This window comes from Pseudobutyrivibrio xylanivorans DSM 14809, from assembly GCF_900141825.1.
In the GTDB taxonomy this organism is placed as follows: Bacteria; Bacillota; Clostridia; order Lachnospirales; family Lachnospiraceae; genus Pseudobutyrivibrio; species Pseudobutyrivibrio xylanivorans.
On sequence record NZ_FQYQ01000004.1, the window covers coordinates 52,768 to 77,128 of the forward strand.

Here is a 24,361-nt window from a genome sequence, read left to right on the forward strand (position 1 = left end):
TTGAAAAATGGAACAATTTAAACCTATGCTGTTCACCTGTATGAAAAAGTACAGTAAGGAGCAGTTTGTAAAAGATGTAGTTTCTGGAATTATCGTGGCAATCATTGCATTGCCACTTTCTATTGCCTTGGCTCTTGCCTCTGGCGTAGGCCCAGAGCCAGGTTTGTACACAGCTATCGTAGCAGGATTTTTGATTTCCTTCTTCGGTGGTAGTACAGTTCAGATTGCTGGTCCAACAGCAGCTTTTGCTACAATTGTAGCAGGTATTATTGCTACTGATGGAATGGATGGTCTTATCATCGCTACTATAATGGCTGGTATTATCCTTATTTTACTTGGTGTTTTTAAGGCGGGTGCACTTATTAAGTTCATCCCTTATACAATCACTACAGGATTTACAGCAGGTATCGCTGTAACTATTCTCATTGGTCAGTTCAAGGATTTCTTCGGTATGGATTTCCATGGCGAGAAGCCAATCGAGACAATGGATAAGCTTAGACTTTTCTTTGTAAATATTGATACTATCAACTGGCAGGCAGTACTTGTAGGTGTTGTTTGTCTTGCAGTTCTTATTATCTGGCCTAAGTTTTTCCAGAAGGTACCAGCATCTATTATTGCTGTATTCGTTGGAATCGCAATGGTTAAGGGTCTTGGAATGAATGTAAACACAATCGGTACTCTTTATCCTGATTTAAAGGCTGGGTTACCTTCTGTTTCAGTGCCTCATTTCTCATTTAGCGTGATTATGAATGAGATGCCAAACGCCTTTACAATCGCTATTCTTGCTGCTATTGAGTCACTTCTTTCAGCTGTAGTTGCTGATGGTATGGTAAACAGCAAGCATAGAAGTAATCAGGAGCTTATTGGTCAGGGTATTGGAAATATTGGTTCTGTATTATTTGGCGGTATTCCTGCAACAGGCGCTATTGCTCGTACAGCAGCCAACATCAAGAATGGTGGACGTACACCTATCGCTGGTATGGTTCATTCAATTACTTTACTTATTATTTTGGTAGTGCTTATGCCTTTCGCAAAGTTCATCCCAATGCCATGTATTGCAGCTATTCTTTTCCAGGTAGCTTATAATATGTGCCAGTGGAGACCTTTCACAAGACTTGTTAAGTATGCGCCTAAGTCAGATATTATTGTTCTGGTGCTTACATTCGTGCTTACTATCGTATTTGACCTTGTAGTAGCAATCGAATGGGGTATGATTGTAGCTTGTATCCTCTTTATTAAGAGAATGAGCGAGGAAACACATGTAAGTGGCTGGACATATCAGAGTGATGAAGAAGAGTTCGTAGATGATCTTCGTCCAGTTGCAAAGGAAATTCGTGTATTTGAAATTACAGGACCACTTTTCTTTGGTGTTTCAGATATGCTAGCTGAGAGCATTAACGTAAAGGATTATACAAAGGTTCTCGTTATGAGAATGCGTTCTGTTCCAGCAATCGATATCACAGCTCTTCGTGCTCTTAGAGATTTAGTAGAGCGTGCAGAGAAGAAGGGTGTTACAGTTGTATTCTCACATGTAAATGAGCAGCCTCGTCAGATGATGGAAAAGGCTGATTTCATTAAGATTGTAGGCGAGGAAAACTTCCAGCCTAACATTGATGCCGCTCTTGATAGAGCAGAAGCTCTCCTTTGGTTAAAGTAATTTACTAGATTATTAAATACAGGTTAAACTTTATGAAGGCATTTTTAGAACCATTTGAATCACTTACAGCAGTAGAGTCTCTTAGAGAGGCTCTACTTAAGTTTGGAAAGATATATGATATTACTGGGTGCGCTGATAAGGCGCACCTTATTTATGGTATAGGACATGATATTAACTATAAGCTTATTGTTACAAGCGATGAGCTTAAGGCCAGAGAATTGTATGAGGAATATCGATTCTTCGACAATGATGTTGTGTATTTCCCTGCCAAGGACTTTCTTTTCTATCAGTCTGATATCAGGGGTAATGCTCTTACAAGAGAGCGTATGCAGGCAATAGAGGCTGTAATCAGCAATAACGCCTGTACTGTTATTACTACAATCGACGCCCTTATGAATAAGCTACCAGCTCTTTCATATTTTGAGGAAGGTGTGGTTGCTATTTCTGATACAGATAGTGTAGAGCTGGAGGCGCTGCGTCGCAAGCTTGTTGCTATGGGCTACGAGAATGTGGGCACCTGTGAGCATCCAGGAGAATTTGCAGTGCGAGGTGGTATTATCGATGTCTATCCACTGACAGCGGAATTACCAGTTCGTATTGAATTATGGGGTGACGAAGTAGATAGTATTCGTTCCTATGACCCTACAAATCAGAAATCTATCGAAAATATAAATTCTGTTTTAATTTTTCCAGCGGTCGAGCTGATACTGGGCGCTAACGAGGTTGAAGCAGGCTTGGCAAAGATTGAAAAAGAACGCGATGAAAGGTATGAAGCATACCGTAAAGAGATGAAAACAGAAGAGGCTTTTCATCTGAAAACCTATGCTGACAGAGTAATCGAGGAGACACGAGAGTGGGGACTTAGTCAGGAGCTGGAGACTCATTTGACTTACTTCTGTGATAAGCTGGGTTCCTTTGTAGATTTTATGCCGAAGGGCACATATGTCTTTATTGATGAGGTTCAGAAGGTAATTAACAAAGCTGAGGTTACTGAAACAGAGTTTGCTGATGCGATGACCCGCCGTGTAGAGGCAGGATATATGCTTAAGGGCCAGATGGATATGCTTTACGGCGTGGCAGAGGTCTTTGGAAAGCTGGAAAGATATCCTATCACTCTTATGTCGGTCCTTGATGCGAAGAACAAGTTGCTTAAATCAGCAGATCACTTTAGCATCGCTGTACAGGGTGTAAATGCATACAATGGTAGCTTCGAGCTACTTACGAAGGAGCTTTTACAGTATAAGAAGAGAAAATATAAGGTGCTTCTGGTAACAAGCTCCGCTACCAAGGGGCAGCGTCTTGCAGAAGACCTTTTAGACGAAGGATTGAACTCATATTTCACTACAGATTTGGATCACAGGATAAATCCTGGTGAGACAATGATTTGTGTAGGAAATATTAAAAGAGGATTTGATTATCCCGATTCAGCCTTTGTAATGCTGTCAGATGGCGATATCTTCGGACATGTCAGAAAGAAGAAAAAGAGGGTTAAAAAGTACGAAGGAGAGAGTATTTCTTCATTTTCTGATCTACATGTTGGAGATTATGTGGTCCATGAAAATTATGGTTTGGGTGTCTATAAAGGTACCGAGCAGATGGAATTGGACCGAGTAATTCGAGACTACATAAAAATCGAGTATGCAAAGGGAAGTAATCTTTATGTACTCACGAATCAACTAGACCAGATTCAGAAGTATTCTGGACCAGATGGAAAGAAACCAAAGCTTAATTCCCTTGGTGCGGGAACCCAGGAATGGACTAAAACAAAGCAGAAGGTACAGTCTGCGGTAGGTGTTGTGGCTAAGGAGCTGGTGGATTTATATGCACTGAGACAAAATACTGACGGCTTTGTATATGGGCCTGATACCGTATGGCAGAAGGAATTTGAGGAAAGCTTCCCTTACGAGGAAACAGAGGGGCAGCTTACAGCAATAGAGGCAGTCAAATCTGATATGGAGTCCAGAAAGATTATGGACCGCCTTATCTGCGGTGATGTAGGCTTTGGAAAGACAGAAGTGGCTATGAGAGCGGCCTTCAAAGCTGTTCAGGAGGGAAAACAGGTTGCTTATCTTGTTCCGACTACCATCCTCGCACAGCAGCATTACAATAATTTTGTTCAGAGAATGGGCGGTTATCCAGTAAACATGGGACTTCTCTGCCGTTTTAGAACACCGGCTGAGCAGAAAAAGACAATAGAAGACCTGAAAAAGGGCATGGTAGATATAGTTATAGGTACACATCGCCTTCTGTCAAAGGATGTTGAGTTCAAGGATTTAGGCCTGCTTATCATCGATGAGGAGCAGCGTTTCGGTGTAAATCACAAGGAACGAATCAAGCAGATGAAAAAGACAGTGGATGTGCTTTCTTTGTCTGCTACCCCAATTCCACGTACTCTTCATATGTCCCTTGTTGGAATTCGTGATATGAGTGTTTTGGATGAGGCTCCTATGGAGAGAACTCCTATCCAAACCTTTGTATTTGAATATAACGAGGAAATGGTAAGAGAAGCAATCGTGCGTGAAATGGCGCGCGATGGTCAGGTTTATTATGTATTCAATCGAGTTCGTGGAATTCAGGATATGGCTGCGGAAATAGAAAGGTTGGTTCCAGAGTCAACTGTAGGCTACATTCATGGCCAAATGACAGAGGCTAAAGTCGAGGATGTGATGATGCAGTTCATTAATCACGAGATTGATGTACTGGTTGCTACCACAATCATCGAAATTGGTCTGGATATTTCCAACGTTAATACAATTATTATTCATGATTCAGATAATATGGGCCTTTCGCAGCTTTATCAGCTTAGAGGACGTGTTGGACGAAGTAACAGAACAGCTTATGCATTCCTTATGTACAAGAGGGATAAGATGCTTAAAGAGGTGGCTGAGAAGCGTTTGGCGGCTATTAAAGAGTTTACGGACCTGGGTTCTGGCTTTAAAATTGCCATGCGAGACCTGGAAATCCGTGGAGCTGGAAATCTCCTTGGAGTGGAGCAGCATGGAAATATGACGGCTGTAGGTTACGACCTTTACTGTAAGATGCTTAATGAGGCGGTTAAGCGTGAAAAGGGCGAGGTTAAGGAAGACAGCTTTAATACCTCAGTTGATATTAATATCGAGGCTTACCTGCCAGATACCTACGTTTCAAATGAGGAACAGCGAATCGATATATACAAGCGAATTGCTGCCATTTCTTCAGAGGAAGAAAGAGACGATATGCTGGATGAGCTTGTGGATAGATTTGGAGAGCCTAAGAGGTGCGTTCAGAATCTCCTTTGGGTGGCTATGCTTCGTGTGAAGGCGCATGATGCTTATGTTACTGCAATTGAGCAAAAGGGAGACATAATTAGGATAGTTATGTATGAGAAAGCAAAGATTGATGTGGCTCAGATTCCAGCATTACTTGAGCGAAACAATCCACATATTACATTTGCTGCAGATCCCAAGGCTCCGGCGTTTATTTTCAACACGAAAGCCAATACGAGAATAAAACCCAATGAAATCTATGATTATCTTCAGGATTTCTTATCTGATTTGAAGTCTCTAAAAGTTGATAATTAGCCCAAGATTAACTATAATCGAAACGTTAGAAAAAATAATGGGTAGGGTTTACCCAGGAAGAAGGAAATAATGAAAAAAACATATGTAAAGTCAGCTTGCATTGCGGCTCTTTCAGCTGCAGTTTTATTTACAGGCTGCGGAAAACTTGATCCAAACGAAACACTTGTAACTATAAAGAACGGAGATAAGACAGATACCATTTCACTTGGTCTTGGTAATTTCGCTGCAAGATATCAGCAGTCTATGTACGACCAGTATCTTCTTTCATACTATGGAGAGGGTATGTGGAAGCAGGATATGTCAGGCTCTGGTTCAACACTTCAGGATGAGACAAAGGATGGGGTTCTTAACGACCTTGAGGAGCAGTATTTAGCAAAGGCTCACGCTGAGGATTATAGCATTAGTCTTACAGACGAACAGAAGAAGGCTATTGAGGAAGCAGCTAAGAAGTTCATTTCTGACAACGATAAGGATTCTTTAGAGCAGATGGGAGCTACAGAGGATACTGTTAAGGAGTACCTTGAGTATAGAACTTACTACAATCTTGTAGCAGACGCAGCTAAGAAGGAAGCAGATAAAGATATTACAGACGATGACTGCTGGATGCGTACATTCTCATATGTATTATTTGATACAACAAACAAATCAACAGAGGATGGTAGTGTAGAGCCTCTTACAGATGATGAAATTTTAGAGAAGAAGGCAAATGCAAAGGCTCTTGCAGAGGCAGAAGATTTTGATGCAGAGGTAGAAGCGCTTGAGGCTACAAAGGAGTCTTATTCATACCATAAGGGTGAGTCAGAGGACAGCTCAATGGATATGGAAATCATCAAGGCTGCTGAGTCACTTAAGGAAGGCGAGGTTTCAGCTGTAATCGAGGTTAAGGATGCTGGATATTATGTAATCAAGCTTGAGAAAGATCACGATACAGAGGCTTCAGATAACAAGAGAAGCTCTTTACAGACAGAAGCATTTAACACACTTATGGATTCATGGAAGGAAGCTATCGAGTGGACTGTAGATGATAAGGTTTGGGAAAAGGTTCAGTTCACAACTTTATTCAAGGCTCCTGAGAAGGAAGAAAAGTCTACAGAAGAAACAGAAGCAACAACAGAAGAGTCTACTGAGGAGACAGTAGAAGAGACATCAGATGATACTACAGAAGAAGCTACTGAGGAAACTACTGAGGAAACAACAGAGAACACTACAGAAGATAATTCTGAAGAAACTGAGGATTCAGAATCAAATTAAACTATGAGCTTTGTTATCAGTTATGTAAAAAAATATAAAACAAGAGCAGTTTTAGCCCCACTATTCAAAATGTTAGAGGCGATATTTGAGCTTTTGGTTCCCCTTGTTATGGCACAGATTATCAACAAGGGAATCGTGGGCTCAGATACCCACTACATCATTAGGATGAGTGGGGTTTTGATTTTCCTTGCTGTAGTAGGTCTGATGTTCTCTATTACTGCTCAATATTTTAGTGCTTATGTAGCAGTGTATTCAGCAGCTGAGATTAGAAGAGATGTTTTTGCGAAGATTCTCTCTCTATCTCAGGGCACAAAAGAGAAGGTGGGGGACGAGGTGCTGACCACCAGAATTACAAATGATATTAATCAGGTTCAAAGCGGAATAAATATGGTTTTGAGGCTGTTTTTAAGATCACCATTTATAGTGGCAGGTGCTACTTTTATGGCGTTTATTGTAAATGTTAAATCGGCATTAACTTTCTTGGTTGTGGTGGCTATTTTATCAGTAATAGTATTTTTTATTATGAAAAATACGCTTCCTAGATATAAAGCTATTGCAGCAAAGCTTGAGAAGGTTCTTCATTTAACATCTGAGAATCTGGAGGGAGCTAGAGTACTTAGGGCTTTTTGTCAGGTAGATCATGAAAATGATGAGTTCCAGAATAGAACATCAGAGCTTACAGGGATGCAGATTAGCACTGGAAAGATATCTGCACTATTGAATCCTGTGACTTACGTTGTAGTAAATATTGGAATTGTTGGACTGATTTATGTGGCTATGAGACAGGTGGACAAAGGCTTTATTTTACAGGGTGATGTGGTGGCACTTGTAAATTATATGGGTCAGATTCTCATAGAGCTTATTAAGTTAGCTAATCTTATAGTTCTTCTGATGAAGGCTTTTCCATCAGCAGTGCGCGTTCAGGAGCTTATGGAAATGAAGTCAGATGAAAGACATCAGAATAAGTTTAATTCGAAGAATAATCTTATGGTAGATGCAAAGCAGCCAGGTACTATAAAGATTAACAATGTCAGCTTTAGCTACAATGGTGGCACAGAATATGATTTAGAGGACATAAGTCTTGTAATTCCTGGTGGAACAAGTCTTGGAGTCATTGGCGGAACAGGCTCTGGTAAGAGCACATTGGTAAAGCTCATGAATCATACATATGATGCTACAGTAGGTGAAATTGAGATTGACGGAGAAAATGTTAAAAGATTAGAGGATTCATTGCTTTCAGAGTACTTTGGTGTGGTTCCACAGCGCGCATCTCTGTTTCATGGCACAGTCAGAAGCAATCTTACAATGAAGAAAAATAGTGCATCTGATGAGGAAATTAAAACAGCATTAAATATAGCTCGGGCTTTGGATTTTGTTGAAGCTAAAGATGGTGGAATTGATGCTGAGGTAACAGGTCGAGGAAGTAATTTTTCCGGTGGTCAGCGTCAGCGTCTAACAATAGCAAGAGCTCTCGTTGGTAAACCTAAAATTTTGGTATTAGATGATTCTTCATCAGCACTTGATCTTGCGACAGAATCCAAGTTGAGAGCGGCTTTGAGGAAGTTGAGTTGGAAGCCAACTATCGTTATTGTATCCCAGAGAGCATCAGCTGTAAGGGACACAGATCAGATAATTGTACTGGATGATGGTAAATGTGTGGGCCTTGGAACTCATGATGAGCTCCTTGAAACATGTGAAACATACCAGGAAATCTATTATTGCCAGTTTCCTAGAGAGGAGGCAAAATAGTGGAAAATAAATCTCAATCTAAAATATTAAATCGTGTTTTAATAGAATTAAAAGCGTATGATTTACAGATTTTAGTCTCAGTTTTATGTGCTTTAGCAACGGTGGTTCTTCAATTAAGAATACCAATTCTAACAGGAAGGGCGGTAGATTGTATTATTGGCCCAGCTGAGATTGATTATGATGGACTGATTTTCATATTAAAAGAGATTTCTCTTAATGTAGTTGCTACTGGATTTATCCAATGGGTTATGAACAGGGTAAATAATAATATTACCTATACTATTACAAAGAACTTTAGAGACCGTGCATTTGCAAAGCTTCAGCACATGAAGCTGGCTGAGATTGACAGCCATCCGCATGGTGATTTTGTAAGTAGAATCGTTGCAGATGCAGAAACATTTTCAGATGGTTTGCTAATGGGATTTACGCAGCTGTTTACAGGAGTACTAACTATTCTTGGAACAATCTATTTCATGGTCATTATTTCATGGAAGATAGCACTTGTAGTCATTATTGCAACTCCATTTTCTCTTTTACTAGCCAGATTTATTTCTGAAAGAACATACAAGTATTTTGGGGATCAGGCAAAGCTTAGAGGTGACGAAACTTCTTATATTGAAGAGATTATTATCAACAAGAATATAGTTCGAAACATGGACTATGAGGACAGAGCCCTACAGAACTTTGAGGATATGAATAATAAGCTGGCGGATGCGTCAATGCGAGCAACTTTTTATTCATCTACGGTTAATCCAAGCACACGTCTTATTAATAATTTGATCTATGCGTCCGTTGGAGTATTTGGTGCTTTGATGTCAATAGGTGGAGGAATCACTGTAGGTGGTCTTACATCTTTCCTATATTATGCCAGCGGATATGGAAAACCATTTAACGAAATCTCAGGCGTAATTACTGAATTCCAAAATGCCTTGGCCTGTGCTGAGCGTCTTTTTGTAATGATTGATGCTGAGGTAGAGGTTAATAATGGAAATGCTAATATAGACAGTGCAAAGGGTGAGATTGAATTTAAGGATGTAAGCTTTTCATATGATAAGAGTAAAAAGCTTATAGAACATCTTAATCTTAAGGTAGAGCCTGGAAAGCGAGTAGCTATTGTAGGTCCAACTGGTGCAGGAAAAAGTACAATCATTAATCTTTTAATGAGATTTTATGATATTGACGCCGGAGAAATTTTAATAGATGGCACAGATATAAGAGATATAGATATAGATAATCTTAGAAGAAACTTTGGAATGGTGCTTCAGGAAACATGGTTGAAGAATGCAACTATCAAAGAAAATCTGAAGATGGCAAGTCCAAATGCCACCGATGATGAGATTATTGAAGCTGCAAAGGCTACACACGCTCATAGCTTCATAAAGAGAATGCCTTATGGCTACGATACAATTCTATCTCCAGAGAATGGATCTCTTTCTCAGGGACAGATGCAGCTTTTGTGTATTACAAGAGTAATGTTAAATATTCCGCGTATGTTGATTTTGGATGAGGCAACCTCATCAATCGATACCAGAACAGAACAAAAGATACAATCAGCATTTAATAAGATGATGAAAGGCCGAACTACCTTTGTTGTAGCTCACAGACTTTCAACAATACGTGAGGCTGATGTGATTTTATTCGTCAAGGATGGTCAAATTGTTGAGCAGGGTAATCACACAGAGTTGTTGCAGAAAGACGGATATTATGCTAAATTATATCGGAGTCAAATCGCATAGGGATAACTATGCCCTTTTTTGGCTTATAGAGATTTTGAGAGAATTGTAGGAGACAATATGGAACAGTATGTGATAAAAGGCGGCACACCACTTTCTGGTGAAGTGGAAATCAGTGGCGCTAAGAATGCGGCACTGGGAATTCTTGCAGGTGCCATAATGACAGACGAAACTGTTACAATTGAAAATCTGCCAAATGTCAAAGATATAAATGTACTTATCGGAGCACTTGAGGATATTGGTGCTTCTATTACTCGCATTGATGAGCACACAGTTAAGATTAACGGTTCTAGCATATCAAGACTGTCAGTGGATTATGAATATATTAAGAAGATTCGTGCTTCTTATTATTTAATGGGAGCACTTTTAGGAAAGTATAAGAACGCCGAGGTTGCACTTCCAGGTGGATGTCTTATCGGAGCACGTCCTATCGATTTACATGTTAAGGGGCTTAAGGCTCTTGGAGCAAATGTTGACGTATCTTATGGACTTTGGTCAGCACGTGCTGATAAGCTTGCTGGTAGCCACATTTATCTTGATAAGGTATCTGTTGGTGCTACTATCAATATTATGCTTGCAGCTGTTCTTGCTGAAGGAAAGACTACTATCGAGAACGCAGCTAAGGAGCCACACGTCGTAGATGTTGCTTCATTCCTTAACAGTATGGGAGCTAACATCCGAGGCGCAGGTACAGATGTTATTCGTATCGTTGGTGTTCCTGCACTTCACGGTACTACATATGCAGTTATTCCAGATCAGATTGAGGCTGGTACATATATGTGTGCAGCCGCAGCTACTCATGGAGATATTCTTGTTAAGAATGTTATTCCTAAGCATTTAGAGGCTACTTCTGCTAAGCTTATTGAGGCTGGTTGTGTTATTGAGGAATATGATGATGCAGTTCGCGTTATCGCAAAGGGACGTAAGCTTACAAAGACTCACGTTACTACGCTTCCTTATCCAGGCTTCCCTACAGATATGCAGCCTGAGATTACAGCAGTACTTGGTATTGCTGATGGTACAAGTACAGTTACAGAATCGATTTTCGAGAATCGATTCAAGTATGTAGATGAGCTTGCACGCATGGGAGCAAATATTAAGGTAGAGAGCACAGTAGCTATTGTTACTGGTGTTGAGAGATATACAGGTGCTCAGGTATGCGCACCAGATCTTCGTGCCGGTGCTGCACTTATAATTGCAGGTCTTGCTGCAGATGGTATCACTATCATCGATGATATCAAGTATATCCAGCGTGGATATGAAGATATCGTTGGTAAGTTAAACAAGCTCGGTGCTGTTATGGAAGAGGTTGATTCCGAGAGGGATCTACAGAAATTTAAACTTAAAGTAAGTTAGCCTTCCCCTTGAGGGGAAGGTGCCCCGAAGGGGCGGATGAGGTGTTTATGGATATTACAGAAAAGATTGAACTTGATGATTGCCCAATCTGCGGAGGGGCAGGCCTTATTGAAGAGGAAGATCACGGATATTACGTGGCTTGCCTCGATTGTGGAAGCTATACAGGAACTGTTAGCTACAAGGACGAAGATGGTCGTTTACAGGCAGCTGAGAAATCAGCAATGCTTTGGAACACAGGTAAGGTTATTAACAGTGCTCCAGGAGAATAAAAACAAATACGAATAGTTTTAGGACATTTCAGAATAGAATTCTGAAATGTCCTTTTTTAGTATTAGAAGAATTATGCTACTAATAGAAAGACGTGTTGGAATATATTCAAAATGAAAGTTTTGTGAAAATTCTGCCAAAATTTATAAAATGACAGAAAAAGTTGATATACTTATTCTACTAGAGTAGGGGAATAATATGTTTTTTATTTTTATAAATGGAGGACAGAACCTATGCCAGAAAGAGAAGAAATTCGTGATGATTCTATGGATTTGAAAACTAAACAGATGCTGGAGAAAAATAGGCTGGCCAGATATTGTGGAACAATTACTTGTCTGGCTTTGATTTTTTGTACGGTAAGGTCGTTAGTGATAGATGGCATGAATGTGCTGGATTTAATTCGACTTGCTGTTACCATTTTAGATATAATTCTCTTCCAAGTAACATATAAAATGTATGGAGAGAAATATAGATATAAATATGTGGTGACGCTTTCAATGGTGGCAATGTTTGTTCTTAACATATACGCACCAAATGACCGCAATATGTATATCTTTATGTATACAATCATTTTGATTGTAATGATATATGGTGAGGCCAATACAGTACGAATTGGTTGCTTTATCGCAAACTTCTGCTTAATCACTTCGGGCTTTATGGAGCTCAGAAAAGGTAATATTACAGGCCGTGAGCTTGTTACGGAGATGGTATTCAGTCTTATTGCATGTACCATTGCGGTTGTAGTATGTAAGCAGCAGAGACGTCAGACAACAGAGGTACTTGATACAATCAAAGAACATGCGGAAGAGCTGAAGGAAACATCTGATACGATTGTTGATTTGGCAGAACAGCTAAATCAGAAATTTGTTGAGGCAAATGATGTATCTGATAGACTTAACGAGTCAATGGAGGCTACACATTCATCAGTAAATGAAATTGTAGAGGGTACAAAGAATACAGCTGAGGCTATCGAAAATCAGACAAATAAAACTGCTGTAATTCAGGAAAGCATTCAGGCAGTTGAGCAGGAAGCTAACAATATTGATGATGTTTCTGGCCGTGTAGAGGAATCTGTTAACGAAGGTGTTGATCTTATTAATCAGCTTAAGAGTCAGGCTGAGGAAGTAGCAAAGATTAACCTGGAGACAGCCTCAACAACACAGGCATTAAATACAAGTATTCAGGATGTACAAGCAATTACAGAGACAATTCTTGGTATTTCAAGTCAGACAAATCTTCTTGCATTAAATGCATCAATCGAAGCTGCAAGAGCTGGTGAGGCCGGCAAGGGCTTCGCAGTAGTAGCGGATGAGATACGAGCTCTTTCAGAAAGCACAAGAGAAGCTACAGAAGAGATTTCAAGAATTATTGAAAGACTTACAAGTGATGCTCGCTCAGCATCGGCTGCAATGTCGAAATCTGCTGAGTATGCTCAGAAACAGAATGATCTTATTGCAGAAACTGGAACTAAGCTAGATGCTATCAAGGAAGGTTCGGATGAACTTAGAGATGGTGTTGTTCAGGTAAAGGGATCTGTTAGCGAAGTACTTAGTGCAAATACACAGATTATGGATAATATCACAAATCTTTCTGCAACGTCTGAGGAGGTTGCTGCAGCGGCTGATACAGTAGGTGCAGTAAGTGATGATGCAATGGATGCCCTTGAAAATATGAATGAGACTCTTAAGGTAATCAATAAGATTGCAAAAGATATGGAAGAGATGGCACTGAAGTAAACTAAATAATGAACACTGAGAAGGCACTGTTACGCTCTCAATCCTGAGGTATTACTCCGTCGAGCTGAAGAAAGCTCTCCTTGAGTAACACTCAGAGATTGATAGCTACAGTGCTTTTATTTTGCACATTTATTTATATTAGAGTAGAATTACCTCATAATCCATTTATTCGTGTTGGGAGGAAATACGTATGGCAGACAGACCAGTATCAAGAAAGAAGAATGTAACCGGTTCTGGTTCGGTTAATCGCCGTGGTAGTGGACTGGGAAGCGGTCCCGTAGGCGGAGGTTCAGGCGGTCATGTGCCAGGAGGTTCTGGCTCAGGAGGTTTTAGTGGAAATCGTGATGGAGGCTATGGCGGAGGCGGTGGTCTTGGAAAGCTTATTATCATTGCACTAGTAGTATTACTAGGCGGTGGAGGCGGTCTTGGTGCGTTCTTTGGGGGCGGCTCAGGCGGAACTGGTACAGGCTCTCTTTCTGGGGATAGTGCTGCAAGTACCATAAATACTATTGGTACGATGGCGTCTCTGCTTCTAGGTAGTGGAGGCTATACGAGTACGGCTGCCAGTGGAAATTCCAGCTGGAGTAGCAAGGCCAATACTGGTGTTTTGGATGAGACTGTAGCTGATGGTGCCAGAGATAAATATACTGTGCTTAAAGGGGACGGTAAGGACACAACTACTATCATGGTTTACATGTGTGGTACTGACCTGGAGTCCAGAGGAGCTATGGCTTCAAAGGATATGCAGGAGATGCTGAATGCAACTGTTGCTGACAACATCAACCTGATTGTTTATACTGGAGGCTGCGTTGGTTGGAAGAATAATTTTGTAAGCAACAAAACTAATCAGATATACCAGATTAAAAATGGGAAGGTGAATTTGATTAAGGATAATCTCGGAGATCTTCCTATGACTGATCCTAATACTCTTTCAAGCTTTATCAAGTGGGGTGCTCAGAATTATAAAGCTGACAGATATGATCTTATTTTCTGGGATCACGGCGGCGGATCGGTAACAGGCTATGGTTATGATGAAAAGCATAGAGAAGCAGGTTCGATGAATCTTGCAGGAATCAATAAGGCTCTTACAGACGGCGGATTGAAATATGATTTTGTGGGCTTTGATGCATGTCTAATGGCTACAGTAGAGACAGGGTTGATGCTTGACGCTCACAGCGACTACATGATTGCATCAGAGGAAACAGAGCCTGGTATCGGCTGGTATTATACAAACTGGCTTACAGAGCTTAGCAAGAATCCATCTATGTCTACTTTAGAGATAGGCAAGATTATCGTTGATGATTTCGTATCTCAGTGTGGTCAGCAGTGCGCTGGTCAGAAGACTACTTTGTCAGTGGTAGACTTGGCAGAGCTTAATGCGACAGTACCTGAGGATTTGAAAGGGTTTGCAGATTCTACAGCAAGTCTTATCGACAAGAAGGAATATAAGGTTGTTTCAAATGCACGCTCATCAACAAGAGAGTTTGCCACATCATCAAAGATTGACCAGATTGACTTGATTGATTTTGCAATCAAGATGGATAATGATTCTGGCAAGGAATTGGCTGAGTCATTGAAGGGGGCAGTAAAGTACAACAAGACTTCAAGCAACATGACTAACGCTTATGGTCTTTCAATCTATTTCCCATATCGTCAGACCAGCAAGGTGGACAATATGGTGGATACCTATGATGAAATAGGTATGGACGAAAGCTACAGTAACTGCATTCAGAAGTTTGCATCAATGGCTTACTATGGACAGAATTCAACAACCTATGATTCGAATCCAGCCAGCATGCTGTTTGGTGCGGGAAATACTGATGTTAATACTATGAATTCGCAGGCAATTGCCAGCATATTAAATGCCTATCTATCCTCTTCAGGTAGTTCATCTCCTAGATTTTTGAATAATGGAGTATCGGTGGACGATGCAGCAGAGTATATAGCAAATAACAACATTAGTAATGTTGCAAATATGGAATGGACTCTGAATTCCGCTGGGCAGCAGGTAATCTCTTTAGATGAAGATCAGTGGGAGAACGTGCAGGAGATAGAATTTTCTACATTTGTAGATGATGGCGAGGGTTATATCGACCTTGGTCTTGATAATGTATTTGAGTGGGATGAGAACAATAATCTTATCGCAAATACAGATAGAAGCTGGCTTGCAATCGATGGTCAGATAGTGGCTTATTATCACATCGATACTACTGGTGATTCTAGCAATTATACAATCACAGGACGTGTCCCGGTACTCCTTAACGATGAGAGAGCAGATTTGATCCTTGTGTTTGATAGCGAGCATGAGGATGGCTATGTGGCAGGTGCTACCTATGACTACAAGGATGGTGAGATAGAGGTTATTGCAAAGAATCTTACAGAACTTCAACCTGGGGACACACTTGATTTCATAAGTGATTATTATGATTATAGTGGCAGATATACCGATAGCTATTTCCTTGGAGAGCAGATGACTGTTAGCACTGCCATGGAAGATATGAAGATTTCAAATCTTGTAATTGAGGATAAGGATATATTGATTTCGTATGTCTTTACCGATATATATGGTAACAGCTACTACACCGAGGGACTGTCGGAGTAGCTGAGGATTCTATTTAGATATGTGTCAAAGTCCAGACAAGATCCACAGTGACTTGTACCGGGCTTTTGACACATATGAATCTATGTGATAGAATCTCTGTGCTGTTAAATTTTTATCAATTAAATTAGCTTGCAAAAAACTGTTTTAACAGGAGGAGACCCGCCTAAGGGCTTCTACCAGAAGGAGGAAACAATATGCAAAGCAACAATTCTAAGACCTATGAGCTCGTGCTCACAGCGTTATTCGTAGCCATTATTGTAGTTATGGCTTCAACACCACTCGGATATATTCCACTTGTAGTTATTAATGCAACAACACTTCATATTCCAGTTATCATTGGTTCGTTATTCTTAGGACCAAAGAAGGGAGCTTGCCTCGGCGGAGTATTTGGTATCACAAGCTTTATCAAGAGCTCACTTACACCTACTCCATCAGCATTCGCTTTCTCACCAGTGGCTGCACTTACTATGCTTCCACATGATACTGTAGGACAGGCAATCGGACTTGTTTTCAAGAGCACATTTATTGCAATCGTTCCTAGAATTCTTATTGGTGTAGTTCCTTACTTTGTATACGTAGGAATCAAGAAGGCAATCAGCTCAGAGAAGAAGGTTGTTTACGGTTCAATCATCAACGTAATCATCTCTTTCATCATGGGATTTGGTGTATTTGCTTTCTTCAATAAGATGATTTCTGAAGGCAAGGTTGGATTCTCAGTTACAGCTGCTCAGATTATCGGCGCTGTTGTTGGAATCGCATTTTTCGTGGCTATCGAGTATTTATTTATGAATAAAGATGCTAAGGCACTTGGATTTATCACAGCTGGTATTTCTGGTGCAATGACAAACACACTTCTTGTTATGGGAAGCATTTACGCATTCTACAGAATCCCATACGCAGAGGTTCTTCAGATCGACCCAAGTGCTCTCATGGGAGTAATTGGCGGAATCATCAGCTTCAACGGAGTTATCGAAGCTATCGTTGGTGCGGTAATCGTTTACCTTGTTGGTATAGTACTTGATAAGATTAAGCCAGCAGGTGTATATTCAGGAAAGAAAAATGGAAAGGTGAATACTGTAGACGGAACAAGCACTGTTCAGGAGATGGCTCAGTAGGATACCTCATCAGTCAGCTAGTTTGACAGCTTCCCTGTGAAGGGAAGCCTTTGGTAAGCTAAGATATAAAACAGCAATACAACAGTCCGGAGGTAATAAGGAATTATGTTAAAGGGTAAATGTGTGGTACTTGGAGTAACAGGCTCCATTGCAGCATATAAGATTGCAAATCTTGCATCAGCCTTAGTGAAATTAGGTGCTGATGTTAATGTCATCATGACTAAAAATGCCACTAATTTTATCAATCCAATTACCTTTGAAACATTAACAAGTAATAAATGTCTTGTGGACACTTTTGATAGGGATTTTAAATTTAACGTGGAGCACGTGGCTTTGGCAAAGCGTGCTGATATTTTCATGGTGGCACCAGCCAGTGCAAATGTCATAGGGAAGATGGCGCACGGAATAGCTGACGACATGCTCACAACAACTATTCTTGCTGCAAAGTGCAAGAAGCTTGTGAGCCCAGCCATGAACACAAACATGTTTACAAATCCTATCGTCCAGGACAATTTAGAGATTTTGAAAAAATATGGATTCGAGATTATTCAGCCAGCCAGCGGCTATTTAGCATGCGGCGACACTGGTGCAGGTAAGATGCCTGAGCCAGAAGTTTTACTACAGTACATACTTAGAGAAATCGCTTTCGACCACGATCTTGAAGGGAAGAAGGTTATGATAACAGCAGGGCCTACTCAGGAGGCAATTGACCCAGTTAGATATATAAGCAACCATAGTACAGGCAAGATGGGCTATGCTATCGCCAGAGCGGCAATGCTTAGGGGAGCTGAGGTTACACTCGTAAGCGGTCCAGTGGCTATTCAGCCACCTATGTTTGTAGATGTAGTAAATATCAAGAGTGCTGCCGAGATGGCTGAAGCGGTGAAATCTCGGGCAGGGGAGATGGACATAATAATAAAGAGTGCAGCAGTGGCGGATTATCGACCAGCTACTGTTGCTGCAGAGAAGATTAAGAAAAAAGATGGTGAAGCTTCTTCTATTGAATTGGAGCGCACGGAAGATATCTTGTCCTATCTTGGGGCAAATAAAAAGCCAGGCCAGTTTATTTGCGGATTCTCCATGGAGACGGAAAACATGCTGGAGAATTCCAAAGCCAAGCTCAAGAAAAAGAACGTGGATATGATTGTAGCTAATAACCTGCGCACTGCAGGCGCAGGATTTGGTACTGACACTAATGTGGTAACATTAATCACGGCGGAAGATGCCCACGAGCTTCCTATCATGTCTAAGGATGATGTAGCACAGGTTATATTGGATGAAATAGTTAAATAATTTGATTTGGACCCATGTGAGCATGGGTCCTTTTTTGGCTGGAGTTATTAATGCTTTACAATTATGTAATATCATGGTATTCTGTAACGGTTCATTAAGAACTATTCATTAGACTTATATTATTTATGGTTTGCGAAGTTCATTCGCAGATAATTTCCCACTTTTTTTTAATATTATATGTGTTTGCTGAAGGCTTTTGGTTAGTACAGGTTGTGGAAAGAGCTGTTGAGCATATAATTTTGGAGATTATTGAAAAATTATATGCTTGGAAGGTAGATTATGGGGTGCTGAAAGGGGAGGCACGCATATAATTTTTGGGGTTTTTGAAAAATTATATGTTTGAAAGGTAGATTTGGGGTTGTGGAAAGGGTAGGCACGCATATAATTTTGAAGGTTTTTGAAAAATTATATGTTTGGAAGGTGATTTTGGCCTCAGAGAAAGGGCTAGCGCACATATAATTTTAAAGATTTCAGCAAAATTATATGTGCAGGAGCAAGTTTGAAGAATATAAATGGTAGTTATGGAGTAGCATGAAAGAAAATAGTAACAAGAATAAGATTTTATTTGATGATAGATATATAGAAAACATAGCGGCGAGAAGGCTCTGTATTGAGGATTTGATAAGAGATTTGGAGGGAGAAATAAGAAGGGCTCCTGAGGGATCATTAAGGATTGTAGATAAGAAGAGCTATGCACAATATTATTGGTGCAGGGCAAGTAAAGATACAAATGGAGAATACTTACCAAAGGAAAAAATTGAAATAGCTAAGGCTCTGGCACAGAAGGAATATAACAGGAAAGTGCTAAGGCTGGCGCAAAAAGAGGAAAGAATCATTTCCAAGTATGATGACTTCCTGAGAAGAGATTCCTATCATAAGATATATGATGGGCTGAGTAGTGCTAAAAAGAAGATTGTAAATCCAATTCATCCAGAGATAGATGATATTATTCAATCATGGTTAGCAGAAGAATATGAGCCGATGCCATTTATGGATAATACGGAGTTTTATTCAACAAATGGAGTGAGGGTTCGATCAAAATCTGAGTTGATAATAGCTAATTTATTGGAACAATATGATGTTCCCTATAAGTATGAGAAGCCCCTAATACTAAAGGGAAAGGGAACAGTTAGACCAGATTTTGTGTGTTTGAATAAAAGCCAAAGGAAGGAATATGTTTGGGAGCATTTTGGTATGATGGACAGCAGCGATTACGCAAATAAAAATGTCGCTAAACTGAATATGTATCAACAAAATGGTTATTATCTAGGAGTAAATATGATTGCATCCTTTGAGACATCTCAACAACCTATTAGCTCAAGAAATATTAAGAGTATGATTGAGAAGTATCTCCTTTAATTGTGATAATTCCGTGTAATCACGGCAAATCGTTGAATATGACCACGGTTAAACCTATAATATTCATATAATAATATCTGGGTATTATCGCTTTATTGTCTATACATGGGGAGTTGGGATGAGGAAGCAAAGGTTCAAGCAGGTAGAGAATTACATTGAACTGTTTCGTAAGCTCTGTGAGGGTGTGTATCAGGAGCTTAATAAGAAGGAGTCTGGGATTGCGAAGGCCTGTGAGTACTTGGAAATGGCTCAACAAAAGGCCATCGATTTAGGAAATTATATAGAGGAAACCGAAGGTGAGGGACATAAAACGGTATCTCACTTAGAGGAATATTGCGAAGTTCTCTTTCAGATACATGAAGAAATTCAATCTGATAGAGGACTTTCTGCGTCTTCGGCGAAAAATAGAATTGAGCATTGCATCAATGCTATAGATAAGAGCGCCCACGAAGATATAAAGCTTACAAAAGTAGTTGTATTTTTGCCTTACAAGGCATCAATGTGGGATTCCCTTGAGACGGTGTGGATGCGAGCTAAGGATGATAAGAATGTCGAGGATTTTGTAATACCGATTCCTTACTATGAGAGAGATGATAAGGGAGCATTGTCAAAGATTCATTATGAGGGGGATCAGTATCCAGATTATGTTCCAATTACAAGTTTCGAAAAATTTGATTTTGAGCGAGTTCATCCAGACGAGATATATATACACAATCCATATGATGAAATGAACTATGTTACCAGCGTTCACCCGTATTTCTATTCTGAGAATTTAAAGAGAATAACAGACAAGCTGATTTATATCCCATATTTTGTGCTGTCAGAACCAAATCTTGATAATGAAGAGGAAATGGATCATATATTTGGTTTTGCAGTGACAAAAGGTGTAATAAATGCGGACGAGGTAATCGTTCAATCTGAAAAGATGAAACAGGCCTATGTAGAGTGCCTGGTCAAGCAGTTTGGAGAAGAGACGAGGGAGGTTTGGGAAAGGAAAATTAAAGGAACAGGTTCTCCGAAGTTTGAACGAATATTGAGGTTGAAGGATGAACCACAGGAGATACCCGAAGAGTGGAAGAAAATAATCACCAAACCAGATGGAACAAGGAAGAAAATAGTTTTTTATAATACCAGCGTAGTGGCCATTCTTAATCAGGAACAAAAAATGATTGATAAGATTAAGGATGTGTTTGAGGTATTTAAGGAGAATAAGGACGAAGTGGCTCTGCTGTGGAGGCCACATCCTTTGATTGAAGCTACACTTGAAAGCATGGTACCTGAGATTTTAGAGCAATATCGTCAGATTGTGAAAGAGTACAAAGAAGAGGGGTGGGGTATCTATGATGACACCTCGGACATTGATAGAGCAATACTAATAAGTGATGCGTATTATGGTGATGGCAGTAGTGTAGTTCAGCTTTATGAGAAATTAGAAAAGCCAATAATGATACAAAATGTAGAGGTTTTGTGCTGTGAATAGGAGAGGGGTATGGAGTTTGAATTAAATGCTTCGATGATGTGCGCAAACTATGGTCATTTGGCACGCGAAATAAATGAGCTTGAGGAGGGGGGAATCGATTCATTCCATATTGATATTATGGATGGTCGATTTGTTCCTAATTTTGCCATGTCTTTAAATGACATGAGTTATATCGCCAGTGTGACTTTTAAACCGTTGGATGTACATCTGATGGTTGAGCACCCTAATAATACAATTGATTTGTTCATTAAGAACCTTCGCAAGGGTGATACCATTTATATTCATCCTGAGGCAGAGTATCACCCATCTACGACTCTACAAAAGGTAATAGATGCTGGAATGGTGCCAGGCATTGCTATAAATCCAGGCACAAGTATTGAGACGGTTAAAGAGATGCTGAAGATAGTAGATAAAGTTTTGGTCATGTCGGTAAATCCTGGTAATGCAGGACAGATGTATCTGCCGTACGTTGGTGAGAAAATCGACAAGCTTCTAAAGTTAAAGGAACGCTATGGATTTAAGATTTATTGGGATGGAGCGTGCTCTGGAAGTAAGATTTTGGAATTTGCACCAAAGGGAGTAGATGGTTTCGTTCTTGGAACCACATTGCTTTTTGGAAGAGGACGTGGTTATAAGGATATCTTAGCTGATATTAGGAAGATGAGAGTATGACGATAGCGATTGTTCTTTCCGGTGGAACTGGTAGTAGAGTGGGGGCAGTTGTCCCGAAGCAGTATATAGAAGTAAATGGTATGCCGTTAATACTCTATTGCATTGAAAAACTGGATGAAAGTGAAAAAATTGATCAGATACAGATTGTGGCAGAGGTTGAATGGCATGACAGGATTATGGACTGGCTGGAGTCCTTTGGTTTGGATGCGAAAATCCTTGGATTTTCTGAGCCGGGGGAGAATCGTCAGTGTTCAATTTTAAATGCCCTTAAGGATATCTGCGATGTAGCCGAGGATGATGATTATGTCTTCATACATGATGCCGCAAGACCATTGCTGTCACTAGAGCTGATAGATGAAGCTGTGAATGGTATGAAAGGCTATGATGGGGTAATACCTGTGCTGCCAATGAAGGATACAGTTTATCTTTCAAAGGATGGTCAGAGCATTTCATCCCTATTGGAGAGGTCGGAGGTATTTGCTGGACAGGCACCAGAAGTGTTTGTATATGGCGAATACTGTAAGGCTAATAAGGTATTGGAGGATTCAGGCAGAATCAGAGCAATAAATGGCTCTACTGAGCCAGCCGTTTTGGCGGGAATGAAAATCCATATGATAGATGGAGATGAGAGGAATTTCAAGATAACAACACAGGCAGACTTGGAAAGATTTGTGGAAATAGTGAAGCAGGATGAGCAGTAAACCAAGGGTTGGTAGAGGATATTGGGATGAAAGCTTTAGTCTTGAAAGATATTGAAAAATTAGAAATAGAAAATATTGATAAACCTTCTCCGGAGCCGGGGGAGGTTTTAGTTAACGTGAAAGCTTGCGGCATCTGCGGCTCAGATATTCCAAGAGCGTATAAGGATGGAGCTCACAACATGCCTCTAGTAATTGGCCATGAGTTTGCAGGAGTGGTGGAGGCTTGCGGTCAAGAAGTTGACGAGGGTTGGATTGGAAAGCGAGTGGGTGTTTTTCCGCTAATTCCATGTGGAGAATGCGAGTGCTGCAAAATTCGTAAATACGAAATGTGCAAGAGATATTCCTATAATGGCTCCCGTCGAAATGGTGGATTTGCTGAGTATGTTACTGTTCCAGAATGGAATTTGATTGAGCTACCAGAGACAGTGACTATGGAACAGGCGGCAATGCTGGAGCCGATGGCCGTGGCGGTGCATGCAATCAGAAGAGTGAATCCATCCAGCGAAGACGCTGTGGTAGTGATGGGACTAGGAACAATCGGGTTGTTGGCTGTTATGTTCCTAATTGATATGGGGGTAAAAAATATTTTTGCTATCGGCAACAAGGATTTCCAAAAGAAAATGGTAATGGAGCTGGGTGTACCAGAGGAGCATTACTTTGATGGCAGTAAAGATAATGCGGCTGAATGGATTATCGCAAATACGAATTATTTGGGCGCAGATGTTTTCTTTGAATGTATAGGAAAGAATGAATCATTAGCTGTGGGTATCGAGGCCGCGGCACCACTAGGAAAGATTTGTTCAGTGGGAAATCCTCATTCAGATATGGGATTGGATAGAGATGTTTATTGGAAGATACTTAGGAATCAGTTAACAGTGAAGGGGACCTGGAACTCATCATTTACACATGAGGTGGATGACGACTGGCACTATGTTCTGGACAGGTTGCAGCAGGGCAGGATTCACCCAGAGAAGTTGATTACACATCGTTATGATTTGGAAAACATAGTGGATGGCTTTGAGATTATGAGGGATAAAAAAGAGCCTTATGTCAAAGTGATGTGTATGACTGATAAATATTAGAATGAAATAGGAGATTACGCATATGCAAATTGGAATTATAGGAACAGGAAGGATTGCAAAGAAGTTTTTGCAGGAGGTGGAGTTTATATAGCCAGTCCACATGGTACTCACTTCACATATACGAAAGCAGCACTGCAAAAAGGTAAGCATGTTTTGTGCGAAAAGCCGCTGGCATTCACCAAGAAGGAAGCAAAGGCGCTATTTACACTGGCTAAGAAAAATAATCTCGTGCTTATGGAAGGTCTTTGGTACTGCGGTGTCGGGCCTTGGTGTGAAGACTGAAGGAGAGATGATAGTGGCAGGCACAAATGGTTACATCATCGCAAAGTCACCTTGGTGGCTGACGAAACACTTCGAGGTTCATTTCGAGGATCCAAACAGAATTATTTCTTATGATGAGGACTTCGCTGGTACGGGAATGCGCTATGAAATCCAACATTTCGTGAAGAAGGTCCAAGGTCAGGACGATGGTGTGGATTATGAAAATCTCAGTGTAGAAATCGCCGGGGTTATGGAGAAGTTTTTGAGTGGTAGGGAGTAGATGGGTTGCTAAAGGTTGCACTAGGCAGAATCTCTCACATCTTATTAAAACAGATATACTTCATCCTTTAAAAGAAGGCTGGAGAGAGAATATGTTTCTTAAGGGGGAGGTAACTAGCGGAGATTAAGAATTTGGAAAGAATAGTAGTGATTCTAATAAATATGACAGAATCTAATTAATATTGTATAGTATAATTACAAAGAGTTG

18 protein-coding genes are annotated in these 24,361 nt (G+C 40.3%); all 18 read left to right on the forward strand.

Features of this window, described 5'->3' with window-relative positions; genetic code table 11:
• Positions 1-7 precede the first annotated feature (7 nt).
• The 18 genes from BUA88_RS04390 to BUA88_RS04475 all read left to right on the forward strand — a co-directional run bounded on the left by BUA88_RS04390 (position 8) and on the right by BUA88_RS04475 (position 24,154).
• Positions 8-1,657: a SulP family inorganic anion transporter gene (locus BUA88_RS04390; RefSeq protein ID WP_072913228.1), complete on the forward strand. Its 1,650-nt coding sequence runs from the start codon at positions 8-10 to the stop codon at positions 1,655-1,657.
• A 32-nt stretch (positions 1,658-1,689) separates the two neighbouring features.
• Positions 1,690-5,217 carry a transcription-repair coupling factor gene (gene mfd, locus BUA88_RS04395; protein ID WP_072913231.1) on the forward strand — a complete coding sequence of 1,176 codons (3,528 nt, stop codon included), beginning with the start codon at positions 1,690-1,692 and terminating at the stop codon, positions 5,215-5,217.
• A 69-nt stretch (positions 5,218-5,286) separates the two neighbouring features.
• The gene (locus tag BUA88_RS04400; protein ID WP_072913234.1) at positions 5,287-6,468 is read left to right on the forward strand and encodes a peptidyl-prolyl cis-trans isomerase; all 1,182 of its coding nucleotides are present in this window, start codon (positions 5,287-5,289) and stop codon (positions 6,466-6,468) included.
• A 3-nt stretch (positions 6,469-6,471) separates the two neighbouring features.
• Positions 6,472-8,217, forward strand: coding sequence for an ABC transporter ATP-binding protein (locus BUA88_RS04405; RefSeq protein ID WP_072913237.1), 1,746 nt, complete (start codon positions 6,472-6,474; stop codon positions 8,215-8,217).
• On the forward strand, positions 8,217-9,953 hold the full coding sequence (locus tag BUA88_RS04410; protein WP_072913240.1) for an ABC transporter ATP-binding protein: 1,737 nt from the start codon (positions 8,217-8,219) through the stop codon (positions 9,951-9,953). The genes BUA88_RS04405 and BUA88_RS04410 overlap by 1 nt, the downstream gene beginning before the upstream one ends.
• Positions 9,954-10,010: 57 nt before the next feature.
• Positions 10,011-11,306 (forward strand): UDP-N-acetylglucosamine 1-carboxyvinyltransferase, encoded by a 1,296-nt coding sequence (locus BUA88_RS04415; protein ID WP_072913244.1) that lies wholly within the window; start codon positions 10,011-10,013, stop codon positions 11,304-11,306.
• A 47-nt stretch (positions 11,307-11,353) separates the two neighbouring features.
• On the forward strand, positions 11,354-11,575 hold the full coding sequence (locus tag BUA88_RS04420) for a Lar family restriction alleviation protein (RefSeq protein WP_072913247.1): 222 nt from the start codon (positions 11,354-11,356) through the stop codon (positions 11,573-11,575).
• Between the two features lie 231 nt (positions 11,576-11,806).
• Entirely contained in the window at positions 11,807-13,309 is a 1,503-nt protein-coding gene (locus tag BUA88_RS04425; RefSeq protein ID WP_072913250.1) for a methyl-accepting chemotaxis protein, read from the forward strand.
• A 190-nt stretch (positions 13,310-13,499) separates the two neighbouring features.
• Positions 13,500-15,911 carry a clostripain-related cysteine peptidase gene (locus tag BUA88_RS04430; protein WP_072913253.1) on the forward strand — a complete coding sequence of 804 codons (2,412 nt, stop codon included), beginning with the start codon at positions 13,500-13,502 and terminating at the stop codon, positions 15,909-15,911.
• 194 nt (positions 15,912-16,105) lie between these two features.
• Positions 16,106-17,026 carry an ECF transporter S component gene (locus BUA88_RS04435; RefSeq protein ID WP_072913256.1) on the forward strand — a complete coding sequence of 307 codons (921 nt, stop codon included), beginning with the start codon at positions 16,106-16,108 and terminating at the stop codon, positions 17,024-17,026.
• 105 nt (positions 17,027-17,131) lie between these two features.
• Positions 17,132-18,319, forward strand: coding sequence for a bifunctional phosphopantothenoylcysteine decarboxylase/phosphopantothenate--cysteine ligase CoaBC (gene coaBC / locus BUA88_RS04440; protein ID WP_072913258.1), 1,188 nt, complete (start codon positions 17,132-17,134; stop codon positions 18,317-18,319).
• Between the two features lie 531 nt (positions 18,320-18,850).
• Positions 18,851-19,678 carry a hypothetical protein gene (locus BUA88_RS04445; protein ID WP_072913261.1) on the forward strand — a complete coding sequence of 276 codons (828 nt, stop codon included), beginning with the start codon at positions 18,851-18,853 and terminating at the stop codon, positions 19,676-19,678.
• A gap of 118 nt (positions 19,679-19,796) precedes the next feature.
• The gene (locus tag BUA88_RS04450) at positions 19,797-21,158 is read left to right on the forward strand and encodes a hypothetical protein (RefSeq protein WP_072913264.1); all 1,362 of its coding nucleotides are present in this window, start codon (positions 19,797-19,799) and stop codon (positions 21,156-21,158) included.
• Positions 21,159-21,167: 9 nt separating this feature from the next.
• Positions 21,168-21,830, forward strand: a complete 663-nt coding sequence (locus BUA88_RS04455; protein WP_072913267.1) for a ribulose-phosphate 3-epimerase — start codon at positions 21,168-21,170, stop codon at positions 21,828-21,830.
• Entirely contained in the window at positions 21,827-22,531 is a 705-nt protein-coding gene (locus BUA88_RS04460; protein WP_072913270.1) for an IspD/TarI family cytidylyltransferase, read from the forward strand. Before BUA88_RS04455 ends, BUA88_RS04460 begins: the two co-directional genes overlap by 4 nt.
• Before the next feature lie 26 nt (positions 22,532-22,557).
• A complete protein-coding gene (locus BUA88_RS04465) occupies positions 22,558-23,613 on the forward strand; it encodes a galactitol-1-phosphate 5-dehydrogenase (RefSeq protein WP_072913273.1) in 1,056 nt (351 codons plus the stop codon).
• An 87-nt stretch (positions 23,614-23,700) separates the two neighbouring features.
• Positions 23,701-23,895, forward strand: coding sequence for a Gfo/Idh/MocA family protein (locus BUA88_RS16760; RefSeq protein ID WP_408633805.1), 195 nt, complete (start codon positions 23,701-23,703; stop codon positions 23,893-23,895).
• Positions 23,885-24,154 carry a hypothetical protein gene (locus BUA88_RS04475; protein ID WP_143151398.1) on the forward strand — a complete coding sequence of 90 codons (270 nt, stop codon included), beginning with the start codon at positions 23,885-23,887 and terminating at the stop codon, positions 24,152-24,154. Before BUA88_RS16760 ends, BUA88_RS04475 begins: the two co-directional genes overlap by 11 nt.
• The last annotated feature ends 207 nt before the right edge of the window (positions 24,155-24,361 follow it).